This window comes from Streptomyces sp. NPDC051109 (assembly GCF_044455885.1).
In the GTDB taxonomy this organism is placed as follows: domain Bacteria; phylum Actinomycetota; class Actinomycetes; order Streptomycetales; family Streptomycetaceae; genus Streptomyces.
Map to the genome: position 1 here is coordinate 164,131 of NZ_JBITFF010000003.1, position 19,619 is coordinate 183,749.

At 71.0% G+C, this 19,619-nt stretch carries 18 protein-coding genes; 11 read left to right on the forward strand and 7 right to left on the reverse strand.

Annotated elements, in window-relative coordinates; all coding sequences use genetic code 11:
- Positions 1-185 precede the first annotated feature (185 nt).
- On the reverse strand, positions 186-1,292 hold the full coding sequence (locus tag ACIBAD_RS06510; protein ID WP_398904943.1) for an alpha/beta hydrolase: 1,107 nt from the start codon (positions 1,290-1,292) through the stop codon (positions 186-188).
- Positions 1,293-1,372: 80 nt separating this feature from the next.
- Positions 1,373-1,810 carry a MarR family winged helix-turn-helix transcriptional regulator gene (locus ACIBAD_RS06515; protein WP_398904945.1) on the reverse strand — a complete coding sequence of 146 codons (438 nt, stop codon included), beginning with the start codon at positions 1,808-1,810 and terminating at the stop codon, positions 1,373-1,375.
- A gap of 79 nt (positions 1,811-1,889) precedes the next feature.
- Between ACIBAD_RS06515 and ACIBAD_RS06520 the strand changes: the two genes are divergently transcribed.
- Positions 1,890-2,897, forward strand: coding sequence for an SMP-30/gluconolactonase/LRE family protein (locus tag ACIBAD_RS06520; RefSeq protein WP_398904947.1), 1,008 nt, complete (start codon positions 1,890-1,892; stop codon positions 2,895-2,897).
- Here the strand turns inward: ACIBAD_RS06520 and ACIBAD_RS06525 are convergent, their stop codons facing one another.
- On the reverse strand, positions 2,898-5,096 hold the full coding sequence (locus tag ACIBAD_RS06525; RefSeq protein ID WP_398904949.1) for a DEAD/DEAH box helicase: 2,199 nt from the start codon (positions 5,094-5,096) through the stop codon (positions 2,898-2,900).
- A 228-nt stretch (positions 5,097-5,324) separates the two neighbouring features.
- On the opposite strand from ACIBAD_RS06525, the gene ACIBAD_RS06530 reads away from it, so the two are divergent.
- Together ACIBAD_RS06530 and ACIBAD_RS06535 are read left to right on the forward strand one after the other, a co-directional pair.
- Positions 5,325-5,894 carry a sigma-70 family RNA polymerase sigma factor gene (locus ACIBAD_RS06530; protein ID WP_134071573.1) on the forward strand — a complete coding sequence of 190 codons (570 nt, stop codon included), beginning with the start codon at positions 5,325-5,327 and terminating at the stop codon, positions 5,892-5,894.
- Complete coding sequence (locus tag ACIBAD_RS06535) at positions 5,891-6,580, forward strand: hypothetical protein (RefSeq protein ID WP_134071576.1); 690 nt, start codon at positions 5,891-5,893, stop codon at positions 6,578-6,580. The genes ACIBAD_RS06530 and ACIBAD_RS06535 overlap by 4 nt, the downstream gene beginning before the upstream one ends.
- 32 nt (positions 6,581-6,612) lie before the next feature.
- Here ACIBAD_RS06535 and ACIBAD_RS06540 read toward each other — a convergent pair whose 3' ends face one another.
- The 3 genes from ACIBAD_RS06540 to ACIBAD_RS06550 form a co-directional block, all read right to left on the reverse strand.
- Entirely contained in the window at positions 6,613-7,050 is a 438-nt protein-coding gene (locus ACIBAD_RS06540) for a hypothetical protein (protein ID WP_134071578.1), read from the reverse strand.
- Positions 7,037-9,286 carry a M36 family metallopeptidase gene (locus tag ACIBAD_RS06545; RefSeq protein ID WP_398904952.1) on the reverse strand — a complete coding sequence of 750 codons (2,250 nt, stop codon included), beginning with the start codon at positions 9,284-9,286 and terminating at the stop codon, positions 7,037-7,039. Before ACIBAD_RS06545 ends, ACIBAD_RS06540 begins: the two co-directional genes overlap by 14 nt.
- A gap of 218 nt (positions 9,287-9,504) precedes the next feature.
- Entirely contained in the window at positions 9,505-9,930 is a 426-nt protein-coding gene (locus tag ACIBAD_RS06550) for a hypothetical protein (RefSeq protein ID WP_398904954.1), read from the reverse strand.
- A 254-nt stretch (positions 9,931-10,184) separates the two neighbouring features.
- Between ACIBAD_RS06550 and ACIBAD_RS06555 the strand changes: the two genes are divergently transcribed.
- The 4 genes from ACIBAD_RS06555 (at position 10,185) to ACIBAD_RS06570 (ending at position 12,162) form a co-directional block, all read left to right on the forward strand.
- On the forward strand, positions 10,185-10,799 hold the full coding sequence (locus tag ACIBAD_RS06555) for an antibiotic biosynthesis monooxygenase (RefSeq protein WP_134071582.1): 615 nt from the start codon (positions 10,185-10,187) through the stop codon (positions 10,797-10,799).
- 250 nt (positions 10,800-11,049) lie between these two features.
- Positions 11,050-11,436 (forward strand): CPCC family cysteine-rich protein, encoded by a 387-nt coding sequence (locus ACIBAD_RS06560; protein WP_134071584.1) that lies wholly within the window; start codon positions 11,050-11,052, stop codon positions 11,434-11,436.
- A gap of 200 nt (positions 11,437-11,636) precedes the next feature.
- On the forward strand, positions 11,637-11,906 hold the full coding sequence (locus ACIBAD_RS06565; protein WP_114053981.1) for a type II toxin-antitoxin system Phd/YefM family antitoxin: 270 nt from the start codon (positions 11,637-11,639) through the stop codon (positions 11,904-11,906).
- Entirely contained in the window at positions 11,899-12,162 is a 264-nt protein-coding gene (locus ACIBAD_RS06570) for a type II toxin-antitoxin system RelE/ParE family toxin (RefSeq protein WP_054221840.1), read from the forward strand. The genes ACIBAD_RS06565 and ACIBAD_RS06570 overlap by 8 nt, the downstream gene beginning before the upstream one ends.
- Positions 12,163-12,733: 571 nt before the next feature.
- Here ACIBAD_RS06570 and ACIBAD_RS06575 read toward each other — a convergent pair.
- Positions 12,734-13,318 carry a hypothetical protein gene (locus tag ACIBAD_RS06575; RefSeq protein WP_398904958.1) on the reverse strand — a complete coding sequence of 195 codons (585 nt, stop codon included), beginning with the start codon at positions 13,316-13,318 and terminating at the stop codon, positions 12,734-12,736.
- Between the two features lie 562 nt (positions 13,319-13,880).
- Here ACIBAD_RS06575 and ACIBAD_RS06580 point away from each other — a divergent pair.
- The 4 genes from ACIBAD_RS06580 to ACIBAD_RS06595 are packed head-to-tail and all read left to right on the forward strand — an operon-like array spanning position 13,881 to position 19,597.
- On the forward strand, positions 13,881-15,212 hold the full coding sequence (locus ACIBAD_RS06580) for a hypothetical protein (RefSeq protein ID WP_398904960.1): 1,332 nt from the start codon (positions 13,881-13,883) through the stop codon (positions 15,210-15,212).
- Positions 15,196-17,112, forward strand: a complete 1,917-nt coding sequence (locus ACIBAD_RS06585) for a hypothetical protein (RefSeq protein ID WP_398904962.1) — start codon at positions 15,196-15,198, stop codon at positions 17,110-17,112. Before ACIBAD_RS06580 ends, ACIBAD_RS06585 begins: the two co-directional genes overlap by 17 nt.
- Positions 17,109-19,169: an integrase gene (locus tag ACIBAD_RS06590; protein ID WP_398904964.1), complete on the forward strand. Its 2,061-nt coding sequence runs from the start codon at positions 17,109-17,111 to the stop codon at positions 19,167-19,169. Before ACIBAD_RS06585 ends, ACIBAD_RS06590 begins: the two co-directional genes overlap by 4 nt.
- Positions 19,166-19,597 (forward strand): hypothetical protein, encoded by a 432-nt coding sequence (locus tag ACIBAD_RS06595; RefSeq protein ID WP_398904966.1) that lies wholly within the window; start codon positions 19,166-19,168, stop codon positions 19,595-19,597. Before ACIBAD_RS06590 ends, ACIBAD_RS06595 begins: the two co-directional genes overlap by 4 nt.
- Positions 19,598-19,619 lie beyond the last annotated feature (22 nt).

A 19,619-nucleotide genomic window follows, 5' to 3' on the forward strand; every position in this document is an offset into this window, starting at 1 on the left:
TCCTTCTCCGGCGCTCCCGAAGAGCGCGGGTCGGACCGATCGGTCCCCCTTCACCCCTTACAGAGGTGTCAACGATCGGATGGGTTGCCTGGGACCGGCGGGACGTGGTGCGTCCCACGCCGGTCCCGTCACACCGTGCGTACGGGCTGGTCAGCCGGTGGCGGGCAGGCCGGCCGAGGGGGCGGTCAGCCGGTGGCGGGCTGCGGGGCCTTGAGCACCTTGCTGATCCACTCCAGGGAGCCCTCCTTCATGCCCAGGACGTAGTGCCAGCCGTTGTGCTCGCCGTTCTGGATGTCGCGGATGGTCGTCTTGACGGGGCCCTTGCCGAACGACTGCTGGAACCTGGTCATCCGCTCCCTCCCCGACTCCTTGGTGCCGATCTGGAAGTTGATGTAGACCTCGGGGCCGTTGCCGTCGATCAGCTTCTTGGCGAGCTTCTCGGGGTTGTTCGCGTCCATCTCCGCCTGGTGGCCCTTCCAGAGCGGGGAGTCGGGAACGATCTCGCCGCCGCTGGCGATCACGGCCTTGAAGCGGTCCGGGTACTGGAGGACGGTCTTCATGCCGACGAAGGCGCCGGAGGAGGAGCCCATGAAGGCCCAGCCGTCGCGGGACTTGTACGTGCGGAAGTTGGCCTTGGTGAAGGCCGGGACGTCCTCGGCGATCCAGGTGCCCATCTTGGGCTGTCCGGGGATGTCGGCTCCGTCGTAGTAGTACTTACTGTCCGGGTTGAGCACCGGCATGATCACGATGAACGGCAGGCTGGTGCCGGCCTGGACACCCTCGCTGATGGCCTTCTGGAGGCCGAGGCTGCGGTCGGACCAGTAGTTGGTCGGGAAGCCGTTGCCGCCGGGAAGGGAGATGAGCACCGGGAAGGCGCTCTTCTCGTACTTCGCCTCGTCGTACTCCTTGGGCGTCCAGACCCAGACGTCGCCCTCGAAGCCGGACTTCGCGCCCGCGAGGCGGGCCTTCGCGATGACCGTGCCGTCGTCCAGCTTGGCGGTCTGCCTGAAGTCGGACCTCGGGCCGGTCGGCAGCAGCACGTCCGGGTCGCCGCCGGGCGGGGCGGAGGGCGACGGCGCGCCCGGGGAGGGCCCGCCCGCACCGGGGGCGGCGGAGGCGTCCGAGGCGGGCCGGGCCGGGGCCTTGCCGAAGCTCACGGATGCGCCGTTGCCGGAGAACCATTCGAGCTTCCGGGCGGCGAAACCGGCGCCGCCGAGCAGGAGCGCGAAGGCCACGGCGGCGGATATCCACAGCGCGCGGCGTGAGCGCCTGGCGGGCGGGGGCTGGTGCACGGACTTCGCTCCGAACGGTCGTCGCCGTCCCGGTCGGGACGGAACAGCGGGGTATCGCCTTGGTTCTGATGTACGAGAACTCACCTCTGGGCGTCGAGGACCTCCGCGCACCGCCCGAGCAGGCCGATCAGCTGCTCACGCTCCTGCGCCGAGAACGCGGCGGCGAGCGCCCGCTCCACCCGTACGGCACCGGCGTCGGCGAGCTCCATCGCGGCCCGCCCCTCCTCCGTCAGCCGGGTTTCGAGCACGTTGCGGTGCCATTCGTGCGGGGTCCGCTCGATGAGCGCGCGCTCCTGGAGGTTCTTCAGCACGGTGTTCATCGTCGGCGGCGTCACCCCGCACAGACGGGCGAGCGCGGCGGCCGAGATCCCCGGCTTCTCGGAGAGCCAGAGCAGCGCGGCGTACTGCGGAACCGTCACTGCGGCGGGCTTGAGCGCGGCGTTCTTGGCCGCGAGGAGCGCCTGTTCGGCGCGCTTGACGTGCGAGCCGATGCGCTCCTCAGGAGGCATGGAGGTCATTGCTGCATCCTAAGGCCCTTGCATGCATTAGAGCTCTAACTTATCTTCGTGTTCACCTAGACGGAAGAGGACACCTGCTGTGCTGAAGAAGCTCCTGCCCCCGACCCTCCTGACCCTGACCACGGCTCTCACGCTGGGCGCGATCCCGGCGGCGCACGCGTCGCAGGCCGCCCCGGCCGCCTCCTCGGCCGCACCGGTCTCCGACAGCCGCGTCTCCACCGCCTTCACCCTCCCCGGCGGGAAGGTCTACCCCGAGGGCATAGCCACCGACCCCCGCGACCACACCGTCTACGTGGGCTCGTACGCCGACGGCACCGTCTACCGGGCCCGCCCCGGGCAGCGCACCGCCGAGGTGTTCCTGCCCGCCGGCGCCGACGGCCGCCACACGGCGAACGGCCTGCGCATCGACGCCCGCGGCCGCCTGTGGGTGACCGACTCCACCTCCGGCGTCGCCGTCTACGACACCGCCTCCCGCCGCCGCCTGGCCCACTTCGAGGTCGCCGGGGCCGGCGGGCTCTTCGTGAACGACCTGGCCATCACCCCGGACGGCACCGCCTACCTGACCGACAGCGTGCGCTCGGTGATCTACCGGGTCACCCCGGCCCAGCTCGCGGCCGGTTCGGGCGCGCTGCTCCCCGCGTACGACCTGAACGGGCACCTCACCCCGTCCCCGGCGGGCAGCTTCACCCTCAACGGCATCGTCTCGGATCCGGCGGGCCGCTTCCTGCTGGCCGTGGACATGACCGCGGGCGACCTCCACCGCATCGACCTGCGCACCGGCTCGATCTCCCGCGTCGCCCTCCAGGGCGGGGACCTCACGCACGCCGACGGCATGGACCTGGCGCCCGACGGCACCCTGCGGGTGGCCCACAACACCACGAACACCCTGACCCGGTGGCACGTCAGCCCCGACGGCACCCGGGCCCGGCTGACCCGGACGATCACGGACCCGTCGCTGCAGATCCCGACGACGCTGAGCCACGGCCCGGGCCGCACGCTCGTGGTCCGCTCCCAGTTCGACAAGGGCGGCCCGATGGGCCCGGGTACGCCGACGGCCTTCACGATCGCCTCGGTCCGCGGCCTTTGATCAGCGGGCGGCGCCCAGGCGGGCCTGTTCCTCTTCGACGATGCGGCGGGCCAGCGAGGCGTCCGAGACGTCGACCGCCTCGGGCGCCGACTCCGCCAGCACGCTGCGCCGGGCGTACGCGTCGAAGAGCCGCGCCTTGCGCTCCAGCACCTCCAGCATCCGCTGGTCCACCCCGTCGGTGGCGAGCAGCCGGTGCACCCGTACCGCGCGCACCTGGCCCATCCGGTGCGCGCGGGCCACGGCCTGCTGCTCCGTGGTCGGCTTGACCTGCGGCTCGCACAGGATCACCACCGACGCCGCCTGGAGGTTGAGCCCGATGCCGCCCGCCTCGATCTGCGCGAGCAGCACCGCGTGCCCGGCCGCCGCCCCGAACCCGTCGACGAGCCGCTGGCGGCGGGCGGGCGGCACGCTCCCGGAGATCGGCCCGAAGAGGAGGCCACCGCCGCCACCGCCCGCGTGCGGCGGCCGGCCGAGCGCCTCCTCGACCGCCCCCAGCACCTCGCGGAAGGCGGAGAACACCACCACCTTCAGCCCGTTGGCCGCGGCCTCCGCCACCAGCTCGCGCAGCCGCCGCAGCTTCGCCGACTCCTCCGGCTCCGCGTACGCCGCCCTGCGCATCGCCATGAAGTTGCCGGCCCGCACCGCCGCCCCGTACGCCTCCCGGTCGGCCGCGCTCAGCTCCTCCCACTCGTCGGTCCACTGGACCCCGGGCAGTTCGGCGAGTACGTCGCGCTGGTTGCGCCGCAGGTACGCGGGCGCCACGGCCTTGCGGAACGCCCTGGACCCGGCCACCGTGTCGACGTCGCCGATCCCGGAGGCCGCCTCGGGCCGCAGGATCCGTACGAGACTTCGGAACTCCGAAACCCGGTTCTCCATCGGGGTGCCGGTCAGGAAGAGGACGTACGTACACCGCGCGGCCCAGGCGGCGACCGCGAGCGAGCGCTGCGCCTGCGGGTTCTTGACCTGGTGCGCCTCGTCCACGACGAGCATCCCCAGCCCGTCGGCCGCCGTCGCCGGTTCGGGGAATCCGGTCAGCGCCTGGAAGGTCGTCACGGCCACCCCGCCCTCCCCCCGCCAGTCCGCGTAGGCGTCGTGCCGGTCGGGCCCGTGCAGGGCGACCGCGCGCAGCGTGCTGCGCGCCTCGATCTCGCGGGTCCAGTTGATCAGGACGCCGGCCGGGCAGACCACCAGGAAGTGCCGGTGTCCCTGCGCCGCGAGGTGTGCGAGGGCGGCGAGTGCCTGGATCGTCTTGCCCAGCCCCATCTCGTCGCCGAGGATCACCCGCCGCTGGGCGAGGGCGAAGCGGGCGCCGAAGGACTGGTACCCGCGCAGCGAGACCCGCCGGTGCGTGCCGTCGAGGGCCTGGGCGCGCACGCGCTCGACCAGGGCCTCGGGCAGGAACCCCTGGGCGGCGGCCGGGTCGGCGCCGCCGCCGGGCCGGTCGGTGACCTCCGCGAGCAGGCCGTAGTACTCGGCGGAGCGCAGCTCGAAGTCGACCCAGGCGGCCGCCTCGTCGGCGGGGCCGCGCAGCAGGTCGACCGAGGCCTGCCCGAGCAGGACGGGCACTCCGTCCGCGGCGGCCCGGCCGGTCCGCCGGCCGATCTCCGCGAGGGCGGCGAGGGCCCGCTCGCGCCGCTCCCGGCCCGCGAACCACCCGCGCAGCCGGCCGGCGGCGGGTGCGGCGTCGGCGAGCAGCGGTCCGAGCGCGGCGTCGAGGGCCGTGGCCGCCTCGACGGCCCGGCGGGCGCCGGGCCCGGCCTCGACGAGCGGGTGCAGGGCGGCGACCAGGGCGGTGGTCCGGGGCTCGGGACGGTCCACGTCGAGGTGGACGGCGACGGTCTCCCCGACGGCTTCGGCGAGCTGCCGCGCGGCTGCGAGCGCCTGGTCGGCGGTCTGCTGCCCGACCCCGGGGATCTGCCGGAGCCGGTGGCGCCCGGCGTCCAGCACCCGCTGCACGGTGTCGAACCCGGCCGCCTCGATGGCGGCCACGGCGCCCGGCCGCAGCCGCCCCTCGGTGACGTGGGCCAACCGGTCGGCGGGGATCCGCCGCAGCTCGGAGCGGGCCAGGTCGGCGTGGATCGGGGCCCAGGCCTCCCGTACGGCCTCGACGGCCCGCCGGTGGTCGGCCAGCAGCGCGCCGGCGGCCGCGTACAGCCGTTCGCCCGCGCCGATCGCCTCGGCCGCCGCCCTGCGCCGCATGCCCCTCACCCCCCGACTGCTCCCGACCGCGCCGGGTGACGGCCCGCTGCACGGCCGACTGCAGGCAACCTACCGCCGTCGGCGGGGTCCCCCGTGACCTGCCCGAGGCGGACGGGGGAGCGCGGACAGGAGCGGGAACGGGGACGGGAGGAGAATGGAGGGGTGTTTCCGCACGGACCCGAATCAATCCATTCGGGGAGGCCGAACGTATCCAGTGACGTGCAGAGAATGGGCCTCCCGCTCGGGCGTGCGCCGGACGAAGCGCTGCTGTCGGGCCTTGCGACGGGTGATCCCGAGATCGCCGTCGCGTTCGTGCGCCGCTTCCAGCGCACGGTCTTCGGCGTGGCCATCGCCGTGGTCGGCGACGCCCAGCTCGCCGAGGACATCGCCCAGCAGACGTTCGAGCGGGCGTGGCGGCACGCGCAGGTCTACGACTCGCGCCGCGGGTCGGTACGGACCTGGCTGACGGCGATCGCGCACCATCTGGCGATCGACGCGGTCCGTGCCCGCCGGGCCAATCCGGTCGCCCCGGAGGACCTGGACGCCCTCCTCGACATCGTGACGGAATCCCCCGAACAGCATGCCGTCGCCGCCGAGACCTCGGCCGGGGTACGGGCGGCCGTGGCGGCCCTGCCCCGGGAGCAGGCCCGCGCCCTGGTGATGGCGGGCATCTACGGCTTGACCGCGCAGCAGATCGCCGACATGGAGCAGGTCCCGCTGGGGACGGCCAAGACGCGGATCCGGACGGCGATGCACAAGCTCCGCAGGACCCTGGGGGCCGAGGAGAGCCGGCGATGAGCGAGATGACCTGCGAACAGCTGAGGGACCTCGACGCCGAGCTGGCGCTGGGCATCCTCCCGGCCCGCGAGCGCGCCCGTGCCGTCACCCACCTGGACCAGTGCCCCGGCTGCCGGGAGCACATCGAGCAGCTGGCGCCGGTCGCCGACGACCTGCTGGGCCTGCTGCCGGGGACGGAGCCCCCGGTCGGCTTCGAGAGCCGGGTCGCGGCCCGCCTCCAGCCGCCGCCCCCGGCGCCCGCCCCGGCTCGGGGCCGGCGGTGGCTGCTGCGGCCCCGGGTCGCGGCCGTGGCGGCCGCCCTGGCGGTGGCGTGCGGGTTCGGCGGCTGGGCCGCGGGCACGGCGATCCAGCAGGCCTCGGCTCCGCCCGCTTCCCCGACGGCCCGCGCGGGCGTCCAGCTGCTCCAGGCCCCGCTGGTCACCGGCGGCCGGGAGGTGGGCCGGGTCTTCGCCCACCCGGGCGCGCAGGGCTGGGTGTACATGTCGGTGGACCTGGAGAAGCCGATGCCCGAGATCAGCTGCGTCCTCGACCACACGGACGGCACGATGACCCGCCTCGGCACGTTCTCGCTCCGGGACGGCTACGGCTACTGGGTCGCGACGACCGACGTGAACGCCACCACCCTCGCCGGTGCCCGCCTCCTCACCCCCGAAGGCTCGGTCCTGGCCTCGGCCCACTTCGCCTGAGGCGTGTCCTCCGGATCATTGCGGCCCGCCGGTCACGTCACGGTGAGGGTCAGGGTGGCCGGGGAGGCGGCGGGGCGGGGGACGGTGATGCGGGTGGTGCCCGGGTGGACCGCGCGCAGCTCCCACTCGCGGTGGCCCGAGCCCGTCACGTCGCTGATGCGGATCAGCAGCACCGCATCGCCCCGGGCGGCGGGTTCCGGGCCGCCTTCCGGGAGGGGCAGGCGCAGGCGCGCCGTCTGCCCGACGGCGAGCCGCCCCGCGAAGCCGTCGTCGGCCCCGGTGAGTACGCGGCCCTGCGCCGGGGTCGCCGCGCCGGCCGCCGTGGCACCCGTACCGCCGGTGGCGCCCCCGTCGCCCGTACCGTGCGGCTCGTGCACCCCTTTCGCCGGCGGACGCACCTCGCCGCCCCCGCACCCCGTGAAGAGGGCGAGGGCGGCGAGGCACACCAGGCGCCGGTCAGCCACGGTCACGCACGACCGGGAAGGTCCCGTCGTCCCCGTGCGTGTGCTCCGCGGCGTCGGCGACGGTGACCGTCGTCGAGCCGGTGTCCGTGTTGCCGGCGGCGTCGGTCACCCGCAGTCCGACGGTGCGGACGCCGGCCGCGCCGACCGCGCCGAAGGCGGCGGTGAGCCCGGTGGCGTCGTCGTACTGCCCGTCGTCGTCGAGGTCCCAGGCGTACGCGGCCGGGTTCCCGGCCGACGGCGCGGTCCCTCTGGCGGAGCCGGCCGCGCTGAGGGTGACGTCCGTGCCCTCGTTCGTCGTGTACGGGCCGCCCGCGTTCGCGGTCGGCAGGCAGCCGGCCGGGACGGTCTCGTCGGCGGTCACGGTGTTCTGGTCCGCGCTGGAGGCGGCGTTCGCGCCCATGCCGCGCCCCGCGAAGACCCGCCACAGGAGGCACTGGTTCGCACCCGCGTTGTTGGTCATGTCGGCGGCCAGGACGCCGTCGCGCGCGTCGAGGTAGCTCGGCTTGCTGACGGTGTTCTTCATGCCGTCGATGACGAGCTGCTGGGTGAACGCGACGCCCTTCGCCTCGCGGACGTCGTACATCGTCGCGGCCCAGATCTCGCCGTTGCGGTGCACGCCGCGGGCGGGGTTGAAGGTCCCCCACTTCTCGGTGGACGTGTCGTACGCCTGCGAGCGGATGCCGGTCGCGGTGTTGCCGGTGATGTACTCGCCGACCGTCGCGTCACCCCACTTGAGGAAGGAGATCACGTCGCTCCAGCCCTCCCCCAGCGCGCCGGTCTGGGAGCCGCCGCCGAGGTGGCCGCCGCCGACGAGGCGGTTGGACACGCCGTGGCCGTACTCGTGCGCGATGACGTCGCCGTCGAGCGAACCGTCGCGGAACGGCCGCCCCGGCTGCTGCCACATGTACATCTGCATGCGCGGGCTGGAGCCGTCCCCGGGGGTGCCGAAGTTGGCGTTGTTGGTGCACCGGATCGCGTTCGGCGGCGTGGCGTCGTCGAGGCAGCCGAGGTCCCAGCCGTCCTGCGCCTCGGCCAGTACGGGGTCGTTGCCCGAGCCGCCGCGGCCGAAGTTGTCGACCTGGAAGTTGCGCGACGCCTCGTCGAACCCGAGGTCGTAGAGGTAGTCGTGCATGACGTTGGTGTAGTAGAAGAGCTGCGTGATGACCGGGTTGACGTCGGCGTCCAGATTGGCCTGCGTAGCGCTGGCGTTGGTGCGCCAGGTGTCGCCGAACGTGTAGTTGAAGTGCTGGTGGTTCGGGTCGCCGCTCGCCGGGGACTGCGGGCGCAGGGCGTCGTTCCCGGTGTCCGGGACCGTGTTGTCGCCGTCCTCGTCCCGGTACGCGTTGGCGTTGTTGCCCTGGGTCAGCCGGTCCGCGACCCAGGAGCCGTCGCGGCCGGTGAACGGCGTGACGGTGCGGGTGGCGCCGCTGATGTCGGGGTGCTGGGCCGTGAAGACGGTGCCTTCCGGGCCGGCGTGGTGGTACCGGCTCTCGCGGCTCAGGACCCGGCCGTCGGCGGCGTCGACCACCGTCTCGTACCAGGACGTACCCGAGACCTCGATGTCGGTGAGCCAGGCGGGGCGCAGCTCGTGGCCGGAGCCGGTGGGGAACCAGACCAGTTCGGCGGTCACGTCGTTGGGCTTCGTGAGCCGCTTGGCGTAGACGTTCTTGAACTTCTGCCGGCCCTTGTCGCGGTTGTCGGTGCCGGTCTGGGTGTGCTGGGGCCGCGCGCCCTGGGCCTCGGCCGCCCGATCGAGGGCCTGCTTCGCCGTCAGCTCGACGGTGCCGGCCGGCTCGGCGGTCACGACGGTGCCGCCGAGGATCACGAGGCGGCCGCGTTTGTCGACGGTGGCGGTGAGGAGCCCGCCGTGGACGCGCATGCCGTCGATGCTCTGACCGATCGTCACCTGCCGCGCCCCGTTGTGCCGGGTGGGGTACGAGGAGACGACGACGAGCTGCTCGGCCTGGCGGGCGGTGAGCCCGAACTCCGCCCGGTGGTCGCATACGTAGGCGAGCGCGACGTGCTCGGGAGACCGCTTGGACGGCGGGGTCAGGTACCCCCCGGAGTTGAAGATCATGCGGGCGTGCCCGGTGGCGGGGTCGCTCCGCACGGTCGGATCGGCGGGATCCTCGGCACCCGGCGGGGCGGCGGTGGCCGGTCCGGGGGCCACGGCGAGGGCCAGCGACAGGCCGGTGGTGGTCACCGCGGTCCACAACCGCGTGCGAAAACGCCATCTGGTCACGGCCTGAGCCTCCCGAGCGCCAACGCCTCCCCCAGGTCTGCCGTCGAGACCGCGTGCGCTCCGTGACGCTACTCACCAAGATCCACCCGTCAACGAGGCTCTCCGCCCGCCCCTCCCGCCCGAACCCGTTCGCGCGCACCCCGTGCCCGGACCGCGCGGCAGGGGGCCGAGGATCCTCCGGACGGGATCGCCGGCCCTCCCGCGTGAGCTGCGGGCCGCTACCGGGAGCCATGAGCGCACTGCCCGACTGAATGCGCCCGCCGCGCGCCGACGGCTGGTCCGCGGAGGACCTGGACCGGCTCCCGGAAGCAGGAGGTCCGGCTCGGGGCGGTTGGGACATCGAGGCGGATCGCCACCTCCCGCTCGACCTCGAAGCCGACTGGCGCCTGCGCCATGAGCGTGGTGGTCAGCGCGGTGACGAGACGGCCGTGCCACGACCGCCGGGGCGACATCATGAAGACGAGGGCGCCGTCGATCAGCCCGGTGTACGCGGCGCTGACGGACCTGCCCCACGACCCCGACCGCACCCGGTACGCCCCGGAGGACGTGGAGGCCGTCGTGGAGGCCGTCTCCCCCGAGTCCGCCCACCGCGACCACTCGGTCGAACCGAGGACGAGGACGGGGCGCCCGTGGTCCACGTCCACGAGCGCGACGGACCGACCGGCGCCTACGCGCCCGCCGACGTCTTCCGGCGCCCGGTCCCCTTCGAGGCCGGACCTGGACCTCTACAAGGTCGGTCACGCCGTCCCGAAGCAGCTGAAAGGAAGCCACGGGCGCCCGGCGACGGCGCCTCGTCACCTGATTGCCCCTGCCGCGTTGCCGCCCGTCCGCCCCGGCCATCGCATGGAGTGGGTAGCGCGAGCCCGCACGGGCCCGCCGGAAGGCAGGAAAGGGCGCCATGTACGTTCGCAGCATCTATGCAACCGGTGATCCGGCCGAGCTCGACGGGGTCGCCGAGGCACTCCGGACGGAGGGGCGCGAGCTGCTGTCGGCGCAGCCGGGCTTCCGCGGAATGGGGCTGTTCGTCGACCGCGAGCTCGGCAAGCTCCTGGTGGGCTCGTGGTGGGAGGACGAGGCCTCCCGGCAGGCCAGCTACGAGAACCTGGGCAAGCGGCGGGCCGAGATGATGGCACCCTTCGCGCGGACGATGACCGTCGACAACTGGGAGGCGGCGGTCGCCCGGCGCACAGAGGACCTCGGGCCCGGCGCGGGCTTCCGACTGGTCCGCATGGACGTGCAGACGTCCGACATCGACCTGCTGGTGGACACGTTCCGCGACACCGCGCTGCCCGGGCTCCAGAAGGTCGCCGGACTGTCCGGCATCTCCCTGCTCATCGACCGCGACCGGGGCAGAGCCGCGGTGGGCGCGCTCTACACCGACCGCGACGCACTCGTGGCCTCCCGCGGCGCCGTCGCGGCGGTCCGCGGAGAAACCGCGGCGAAGGCCGGCATGACCACCAGCAGCCTTGAGGAATTCGAGGTGCTCCTCGCCACGGCGGTCCCCCACGCCTGAATCGGCACGGGCACACGGAAGGGGCGGACCCGCCGGAGTCCGCCCCCATGCGCGGACCGCGACGACGTGCCCACCGCCATGCCCGATCCTGGCCTGCGGCGGAGCCCCATCCAGGGCTCTGAACAGCCATTTCCCTGTTGGCATGCGTTGGCTCCCGATGGCTGTTCACGAGCATCCTGCGGACTGGTCGGGGCTGCCGAGGCAGAGAAATCCATGGCGCACTGGCCAGACCTGCAACGAGACTGCGCAGGTGAGCGACCGCTACCCCTGCCCCTGCTGCGGGCACCGCGTGCTCGACGCCATGCCCGGCTCCTTCGAGATCTGCCCCGTCTGCTCCTGGGAGGACGACGGGGTCCAGTTCCGCTGGCCGACCATGGACGGCGGAGCGAACAAGGTCTCCCTGATCGAGGCCCAGCGCAACTACCAGGACTTCGGTGCCTGCGACCAGCACGGCCGGCAGTACGTCCGCCCTCCGGCAGAGGGCGAGCCGCTCGACCCCGCCTGGCGGCCCATCGACCTGACGCGCGACTCCTTCGAGGACTGGGAGGCCGAGGACCGCGTCCCGTGGCCCGATGACCGCTCGGTTCTCTGCTGGTGGCTCCCCACCTTCTGGCGCCGCGACCACCCGGCGTCATGACCTCCCACATCGAGCGACTCAAACGATCAGGCGTGGAAGAGGAACGCTGAGCACAGGGCTGCGACCTGCGGAAACGCGGTTCTGGCCGCTCTCACTCAGCACCGATCCAGCACGGTGCGCCTGCATCCAGCACGAGCGATGGACTTGCCGCGGATTCCAGCCCGTTGTGTACACATGGGACACTCGGTACGCTTGGGCGCATGACACAGCCCCTGCCCATAGAGTCCATCCGCGACGTGCGCGCACATCTGGCTGAGGTCGTGGAGCGCGCGGACCGCGACGACGTACCCACGGTGATCACGCGCCGGGGCAAGGAAGTCGCCGCCGTGGTCTCCATCGAGGTACTGCGCAGGTACCAGGAATGGGAAGAGCGCGAGATCAACCGGATCATCGACGAGCGCATGGCCAACCCCGCGCCCGGCATCCCGATCGAGGACATCATGAGGGAGACGCTGGCGCGCGGTGAGTGAGTACCGGACCGTCTTCCGCCCCGAGGCGCAGGCCGAGCTTCGGAAGATCCCTCGCGACATGGCACTGCGCATCCTGGCCAAGCTGACCGAGCTGGAGACCGACCCCCTCGGCTTCAACACCACCGCACTCGTGTCCCAGCCCGAACGACGCCGTTTGCGCGTCGGCGACTATCGCGTCGTCTACACGATCGACAACGGAGAGCTGGTGGTCTGGGTCGTTCACGTGGGACACCGGTCCACCGTTTACGAGACCTGACCACCACTGACCCGCCGTCAGAATATCCAGCACCCATCCAGCACGGCGATGACGAAGGGGTCGGACTCGACAGAGCCCAACCCCTTCTGACCTGCATGTTCACCACGTCAGCGACGTGGTGTTATGTCATCCGCTCACACGTTGAAGCGGAACACACAGTGCAGGGCTCCCACCTGCGGAAACGTGGTCCTGAGGGCTCCAAGTCAGCACGGAATCAGCACGGGAGTATGACGTTACGCCTGATCGCCATCGTCACTCAACGGCGCCGGAGGGATCTCAGGGAGGGCAGGCTCCGCCGAGTCTGGAACGTCAGCCTCCGAAGGTCGCTCCGACTCCTGCAGTTCAACACCCCGCTGAACCTGCTGACTCAACTCGTCGAGCGACCGCGCCTGCCGCCCCAGTGTCTTGACAGTCTCGCCAAGGTGTTTGGCGACCTGATGTTCTCCCGGTAGTTGGGGCGACTCTCATACGGGAGAGTGAGAGCGGAGCACCGGAGGTGGCAGTGCGTCAACAGCTGTACGCCCCCTCCTCGGAGAGGGGGCGTACAGCTTCCTGCGCTTGTGATGTCCTTTCAAGAATTCCTGTTCGGTGTCCCCTTGATCCTCTGGTACAGCTTCTTCCTGGCAATGAGGAAAGCGACGAATAGGCCGGCGGAGATGGCGACCTTTCGTCCCACCAAGGATCCCGGGGGCACGGGGTCCGCGACCGCCACTTCATGCGAATTCTCCGTGACAGTGACCTGCCGTGGCACAAAGGGCTTCGAGGCCGCTGTTTCCGGTGGATCGCCTGCGGGGTGAGGGACGTTTCCGCCAAGCCTGCCGATGACCCATACGGCGACAAGCAGCGTCAGCTCGACCAGTGCGCCTTCAACGTGATAGAAGCGGACGAGCATGAGCCCGGCGGCCTCGAAGCAGAGGAGGGTAGTTACAGTGACCTTGTTCCAGCCTCCCATGATGTCGGACAGGGTCCGAGCGAGCTCTCCGAGCCCCGCAGCGATCAGGATCACGAGGTAGAGCTGCTGGTCCAGTGCGCTCAGGGTGAAACCGCACACGAGGATCGACACGATCGCCATGCCGATCCAGGGGTTACCGCCCGGTGACTCTTCGTGTTTTCCCTTGCTAGTTCGCTCCCGGGCGGCGCTAGAATCAATTTCCATCGGAACTCCAGTAGGTCCGTGGGGGCGGTGGCGACCGACCTTTGCCGAGAGAGATCGCCAGCGCCCCCGATTTTTTGTTGTGGAGCAAGGGAAGCACGCACGTCCCAGATGCGTAAGCCCCTCTCATGTGAGGACCTACACGGGAGAATGTCGCCTAGGCTGGGCGACTTTCCAGTAACCCTTGCGGTGCTTGGACTCAGTGGCGTGAAGTATCGGTAACCTCTGACAGTGATTGTCGGTTCCGATAAATTTCGGACCTTCTGTCAAGGTTCATTCCGCGGGTGAATCGGCGTCCTCTTCGTATGTCCGGACTGCGCCCGCACACGGCCGCTAATGCTGGCAGTGAGCTGGAGAAGGTTGACGCCGTAAGGTCCCCGTCCTCGTTACCTCTGTCGTGTCGCGCGTTCTGCAACCGGGAGGGGGGTAGTTGGATCTGTTCTTCGTTCGCCGTGACTACTTGCGGGAGTCGGCCGGCCTGCTTTCGGAGGTGGGCGAGGATGCCTTACGGAGGCTGGACTTCCGTGCGCTTCCGGAGCGTCTGCCGGTGTTCGTGGACGATCAGATGAGGCCGGTTGAGCCGGCCTCATCCTGGTTTCGCCACCTGGCCTACCTGGGGCGTGACCCGGAGGACACACTGCGGCACTACGCCTACATCGTGCTGCGGCTGATGGAGTTCCTGGCGGAGCGGGGTCGAGACCTGGGCACGGCGACGGAGTCCGATCTGGTGGCCTACCGGCGGTCACGGATCGAGTTGCAGGACGTGCCGGTCAGCGGGACCGTCTGGGACCGCGAGGCGTCAGTGATCAACACGCTGCTGGACTGGATGGTCGGGCAGGGCCTGCGACGGGCGTCGCCGCTGCGGGCGGTCGGCTCGGCGAACCCGCTCTCCACCGGGATGAGCCGGGACATGGACATCCGGCACCTGACGCTGAGGCAGTACGTGTTCTTCCGGGACGTCGGGCTCGGCGGGCAGAGGCTCGACGGCGCGGTCGACCGGGCCTTTCGCGGCCAGGCGCCGAATCGGAGTCGGGCGGCGGCCGACCTGGCCCTGACGTCGGGGATGCGGCCGCGAGAGTGGTCCACGGTGCTGCTGCCGGAACTCGCGGTGGGGACGCGGCGGCCCGGCGAGGGGGCGGAGTTCGATCTCCAGGCATGCGCGAAATACGGGAAGCACCGGACCGCCTACGTTCCGCCGGACGCGTTGACCTCGGTAGACCGGTTCGTGCTGATCGAGCGGCCGGAGATGGCCGAGTCCATGGCCCGCACGCTGGAGCGACGCCACCGGGACCTATTCGTCGTCGCCGAGATCGACTACGCACGCCGCCGGCTGCGGGGCCGCTGGCAGGGCCGGGACCGCGCGTTCACCTGGTCGGCGATGCCTCCGAAACTGCGGCGGATCACCGTCCACGAGGGCGGGGGCGGCCTGGAGCCGCTCGCGGTGTTCATCGGCCAGGGCAGCTTGATGCTCACCTCGTCGTCCTGGGACCGCCTCCGCTACCAGGCATGGGACCGGATGACGGCAGTCCGCGGCGACGAGCGGGCGCCTCAACTCCCGCAGAGGCGCTGGCGGTTCCACGACCTGCGGCACACGTTCGCCCTGCGGCTCCTGGACTTCCTGATGCGGCGGGCGGCCGAGCACAAGCGGACGGCGGGCCGGGCGGGCACGGCGACGCTCGCCGAGCACATCGCCTTCAACCCGCTGCTGATCGTCAGCCGCCGGCTAGGGCACGCGAGCCCGGCCGTCACCTACGAGTACCTGCGCTACCTGGAGGACCCGATGTCCTATGTCGATGCCGCGTTCTCCCAGTGGGCCGCTGGGGACGCGGACACCTACGCGGACATCGCCCTTCGGGCCATGCGGGTCGAGGAGGCTGGTCATGCCGCGACGCGGTGAACGCCGCCGGGACTTCCGGCACGAGGACCCCGACCTGGGGCCGGCCAGGATCGGAGTCCGGCAGGTCATCACGCCGGACTCCACGGGCAAGAAGCGGGTGCTGCGGCTGGACCCGTCGCAGTTCGCCTGCCGGACTCTGGCGGCCGAACTCGCGGACGAGTGGGTCGAATACATCGAGGTGACCAGCCGCAGGACAGGCACGGCCAGCAGCCACCGCCAGGGGCTGCGGCTGTTCTGCGCGTTCGTCGACGAACAGCTGGCCGACCGGGCATCGGAGGCGTCCCTGGCGATGACGGATCCGGATCTGTCCATGGTGTTGCTGGCCTGGGAACAGTCGCTGCCGGGCCAGTGGCCGCAAGGATCGACACGGCCCGGGTGTCTCGCGGCGAACATGCGGATTTTGATCAACCGACGCCAGCGGCACCCTGACCGGACACTCGCTCCGCGGCTGGCGCAGATCGCCGCCCAGGACCACAGCCTGGCCTGGGGCGTCACCCAGGAGCTGGACGAGTTCTCCCGGAAGGACAAGGCCGCGCTGGTCAAGGCGGCCTGGGACGACGTCGCCCGGCTCCGCAAGCGGCTGAAGGACGGGTGGGAGATGGCCGAGGCCGGCGGAGATCCGGCCGAGCACGGCTGGACACGGATGCCAGATCTGCTGCGGGCTCTGGCCCACAAGGCCGTCTCCCCTCGGGAGATGGCCAAGAGGGTCCCCTTCCCGCTGGCGCCGGAGATGGCGGCGGTGATCCCGGACACCGTCCGGACCGAGGGGCAGGGATGCGGGATGCGGGGATACTTCCTGGTCCGAGGCCTGCTCAACCAGCTCTATCCCAACGAGCGGGACCTGCACGCGTTCCGGGTGCTGCTGGTCGCCGCGACCGGTCATTCCCCCGAGGAAGTCGCCGGGCTGACGGAAGAGGCGGTGGAGTTCACCGAGACTGCGGTCCGGCTGACCATGGTCAAGAATCGGGCCCGCAGGATCCACCGCCGGGCCTTCACCCGCATCGACGCACTGAACCCGGTGGAGCATGTTCGCGAGTACGCGGACCGGCCCCGCCTGGAGGTCTCGGCGATCGTCCGGCAGCTGATGGACGTGACCGCACCGTTGCGCGACCTCTACAGCGAGCGTCCGGCGCCGCTGTTCCTGCAAGGCACGCTGCCGCCGTCCTGCGAGTTCACCGTCGGCCGGGGCCGCCTGCGGCTGTTCAGGCGGTGGGTGAAGGAGATGGGGCTCGACCTGGAGGGGCGGATCGACATCCGGCGGCTGCGGAAGTCGGTGAAGGTGGAGAAGGCCGTCGCCTTCGGCGGCCGGATCACGGACATCGCCGACGATCACCACCAGGAGACGTTCCGCGGCCACTACGCGCAGGGCACCACGTTGCGGATGATCTCCGGGCAGGTGATCACAGCCGCCCAGCAGTCCTGGTTCGACAAAGCCACCGCCGGCCCGGTCGTCCTGGACGCCGAGGCCGAGGCGGCGCTGGAGAAGGAGAACACACCGGCCCTGGCTGGACTGGGGCTGAGTGCCGAGCAGGTCGAGGACCTGCGAAATGGGGCCCTGGAGATGGGCGTCACCAGCTGCCGTGACCCGTTCGACTCGCCCTTCTCCCGTCCCGGCGATCTTTGCGCGGTCGCGCCGTTACGCTGCCTGGAATGCCGCAATGCCTGGATCCTGCCCTCCCACCTGCCTCAGCTCCTGTTGTTCGCGGATCACCTGGACCGGTTGCGCACCCGCCTGAGTCCGGTCCACTTCCACACCCTCTGGGGCCAGACCGCGGCCAACCTCGCGGCGGTCCTCGCGGAACGGACTGAGACGGAGACCGCCGCCGCCCGCCGGCACATCGCCGAAGGCGCCGCGACCTTGCAGCTTCCCCTCACTGCCCGAGCGGAGTTCGACGCATGAACCGCACCGCCCCCAAGCTGCCCGCACCTGCGGCCTTCGGACCCGAGGAACCGGTCTTGGGCTCGCACACACTGCTGCCAGGCGCGGTCAGCCCGCTGTTCGGGCAGTGCGACGAGTGGAACCTGAACGGGGTCTTGCGGCGACCGGCGAACCTGCATCCGGCGGAGTGGAAGCTGAAGTTCGACGCCCTCAACGACGTCTGGAATCTCCGGGCCCGCGAACTGGCCATGATCCTGTTCAACCCGCGCCATACCGCGGTTCTGGCCGTCGGTCTCATGGCGCGACGACGTCCGGCCAGCCCGAAGACGGTCATCCGAAGGATCGGTTGTCTGCGGGCGCTGGCCGCGTGGGCTGAGGAACGGGGACTTCCACAGGGGCTTGCGGCCTGGCCCGAGCACCAGCTGCACGTCCGCATCGCCGACCTGAAAGACGGCCGGGCCGTCTCCACCGTGACCAATCACATGACGGCTATCCGCGAGCTCCACCGCTGCGGACCGATGTTGACCGGCGGTGGTCTGGCCCGGGATCCCTGGGCCGGTATGTCCTTGCGGGCGGCCTTGGGCAGGTCGCCGAGCGACAGCCGGACGCTGGCCACCCCGGTCATCTCTCCGGAGGTGTGGTTCCCGCTGGTCCGGGCGGCCTGGACCTACATCGACACCTTCGCCCCGGACATCCTCAGAGCCCAGGAGCGCTGGCGGCAGCTTCGGGTGGAGGCCAAAGGATCAGTGGGCGCGGAGGCCCGGCTGCGGGCCTGGCTTGCCGACCCGGACAACCTGGTCCCGCTGCACGATGAGTACCTGCCTCCCCGGATTACGGACGCCGGCCAGGTCCACTGGGGCCTGCTGTCGTTTCTGATCGGCATCGACAAGAAAGCCAACATCTTCACCAAACCCCGCGGCCTGCGGGAGATCGTGGTCGAGGCCGTCGAGCGGGGTCAGTGCGCGAATGCCAGCCTCCTTGCGGAGTATGCGCAGGTCAAACGCTCGGACGGCACCACTGCCGGCTGGACTCGGGGGCTTGCACCCCGCAGCATGATGCGCGAGATCGAGATCCTCCGGATCGCCTGCTACATCTTCGTCGCCGCGTTGAGCATGATGCGTGACTCCGAAGTCCAGGAGGTCGTCAAGGGGTCGGTGGTCGAGCACTTCGGGGCGCCAGCGCTGGTCTCGACGGAGATCAAGGGCGAGGAGGACTTCCCCCGCAAGCACTGGTGGATCATCGAACCGGTCGCCCGGGCCCTCGCCCTGGCCGAGGAGATCGCATCCCATCCCGAGCGGCTGTTCACCGGCATCGCCGGCGAGGTCCGCAACGCGGAACGGTTCACCGCGAACGCAGGGATCAAGGCGTTCATCGAGCACGTGAATGCCCGGACCGACGTCAACGGCCTGGAGCCGATCCCGTCCGAGCGGGTCGCCCCGCACATGTTCCGGCGGACGATGGCCATGCTGACCGACCAGTTCCCGGGCTCCGAGATCGCCCTGGGCATTCAGCTCAAGCACGTCGCCTCCCGAGCCTTGGCCAACCGCTCTACTCAGGGCTATGCCGCCCCGGCGGCGTCCTGGGCCAAGCACTTGGACTCGGCCATTGAAGCCGCCCGGTTCCGTGGTCTGCGGGACCTGTTCAACGCCCACAAGGAGAACGAGCCGATCGGCTTCGGCCCCGGGGCCGAGCAGCTGACCCGGACCTTCGACAAGATCCGCGACACAGTCGCCGCCCAGGGCGGTGACGCGACGGTCGAACACGCCCTTCTGAAGCAGGCCCGCGTCTCCATTCGCTTCGGAACCCTGAACAACTGCCTGTTCGCCAACCCGGCCGGCGCCGTCTGCCTGGACAACACAGTGATCCCACCCGGCCACACGGGCCCTCTGCCCGACCGCTGTCGCCCGGACCGTTGCGGCAACAGCATGATCGGACCCCAGCACGTCGAGATCTGGGACAGCGAACAACGGTCCCTCACCAGACTCCTGGAATCCCGCCGCCTGGCTCCCGGACACCGCGCGGCCCTCGAACAGCAGCGATCCGAAGCGCAGGCCGTCCTGCGGAAGGCCGGACGATGACCGACACAAGCGTCTCGGCCAAGACCGAGGCCAAGCTCCGCGCGGCCATGGACCGGCTCCTGGCGGGCAAGCCCCAGCACAGCGACGGTCGACTCACGAAGAACAACCTCGCCCTGGAAGCGGGCGTCAGCCCCGCGACGATGTTCCGCGCGAGGACCGTCCTGGCTGACTGGGATGCCCACATCGACACCCACGGCAGCCTCACCCCCGGCGAGGCCCGCCGGGACGCCGACATCGACGACCTCCGCCGGAAACTCGCCGCGGCCAAAAGGGAGATCACCGAACTCAACCGGCGGCTGACCGCCGCCGCCACGGTCATCGCCTCGCTCCACCACGACAACCAGATGCTCCGGACTGAGCACGAGGTGGCGAACACCGTCGTCGCCTTTTCACCACAGCCTCGGGCCCGCACCCGCCCCCAGGGGTGAACTCGGCGACGAGAGACCGGCT

What these genes read in the sequence shown, in the direction of transcription:
- ACIBAD_RS06515 (WP_398904945.1), bottom strand. Translation starts at nt 1,810, where the DNA reads ATGACCTCCATGCCTCCTGAGGAGCGCATCGGCTCGCACGTCAAGCGC.
- ACIBAD_RS06525 (WP_398904949.1), bottom strand. Translation starts at nt 5,096, where the DNA reads ATGCGGCGCAGGGCGGCGGCCGAGGCGATCGGCGCGGGCGAACGGCTG.
- ACIBAD_RS06530 (WP_134071573.1), top strand. Translation starts at nt 5,325, where the DNA reads ATGGGCCTCCCGCTCGGGCGTGCGCCGGACGAAGCGCTGCTGTCGGGC.
- ACIBAD_RS06535 (WP_134071576.1), top strand. Translation starts at nt 5,891, where the DNA reads ATGAGCGAGATGACCTGCGAACAGCTGAGGGACCTCGACGCCGAGCTG.
- ACIBAD_RS06555 (WP_134071582.1), top strand. Translation starts at nt 10,185, where the DNA reads ATGTACGTTCGCAGCATCTATGCAACCGGTGATCCGGCCGAGCTCGAC.
- ACIBAD_RS06565 (WP_114053981.1), top strand. Translation starts at nt 11,637, where the DNA reads ATGACACAGCCCCTGCCCATAGAGTCCATCCGCGACGTGCGCGCACAT.
- ACIBAD_RS06575 (WP_398904958.1), bottom strand. Translation starts at nt 13,318, where the DNA reads ATGGAAATTGATTCTAGCGCCGCCCGGGAGCGAACTAGCAAGGGAAAA.
- ACIBAD_RS06580 (WP_398904960.1), top strand. Translation starts at nt 13,881, where the DNA reads ATGAGGCCGGTTGAGCCGGCCTCATCCTGGTTTCGCCACCTGGCCTAC.
- ACIBAD_RS06585 (WP_398904962.1), top strand. Translation starts at nt 15,196, where the DNA reads ATGCCGCGACGCGGTGAACGCCGCCGGGACTTCCGGCACGAGGACCCC.
- ACIBAD_RS06590 (WP_398904964.1), top strand. Translation starts at nt 17,109, where the DNA reads ATGAACCGCACCGCCCCCAAGCTGCCCGCACCTGCGGCCTTCGGACCC.
- ACIBAD_RS06595 (WP_398904966.1), top strand. Translation starts at nt 19,166, where the DNA reads ATGACCGACACAAGCGTCTCGGCCAAGACCGAGGCCAAGCTCCGCGCG.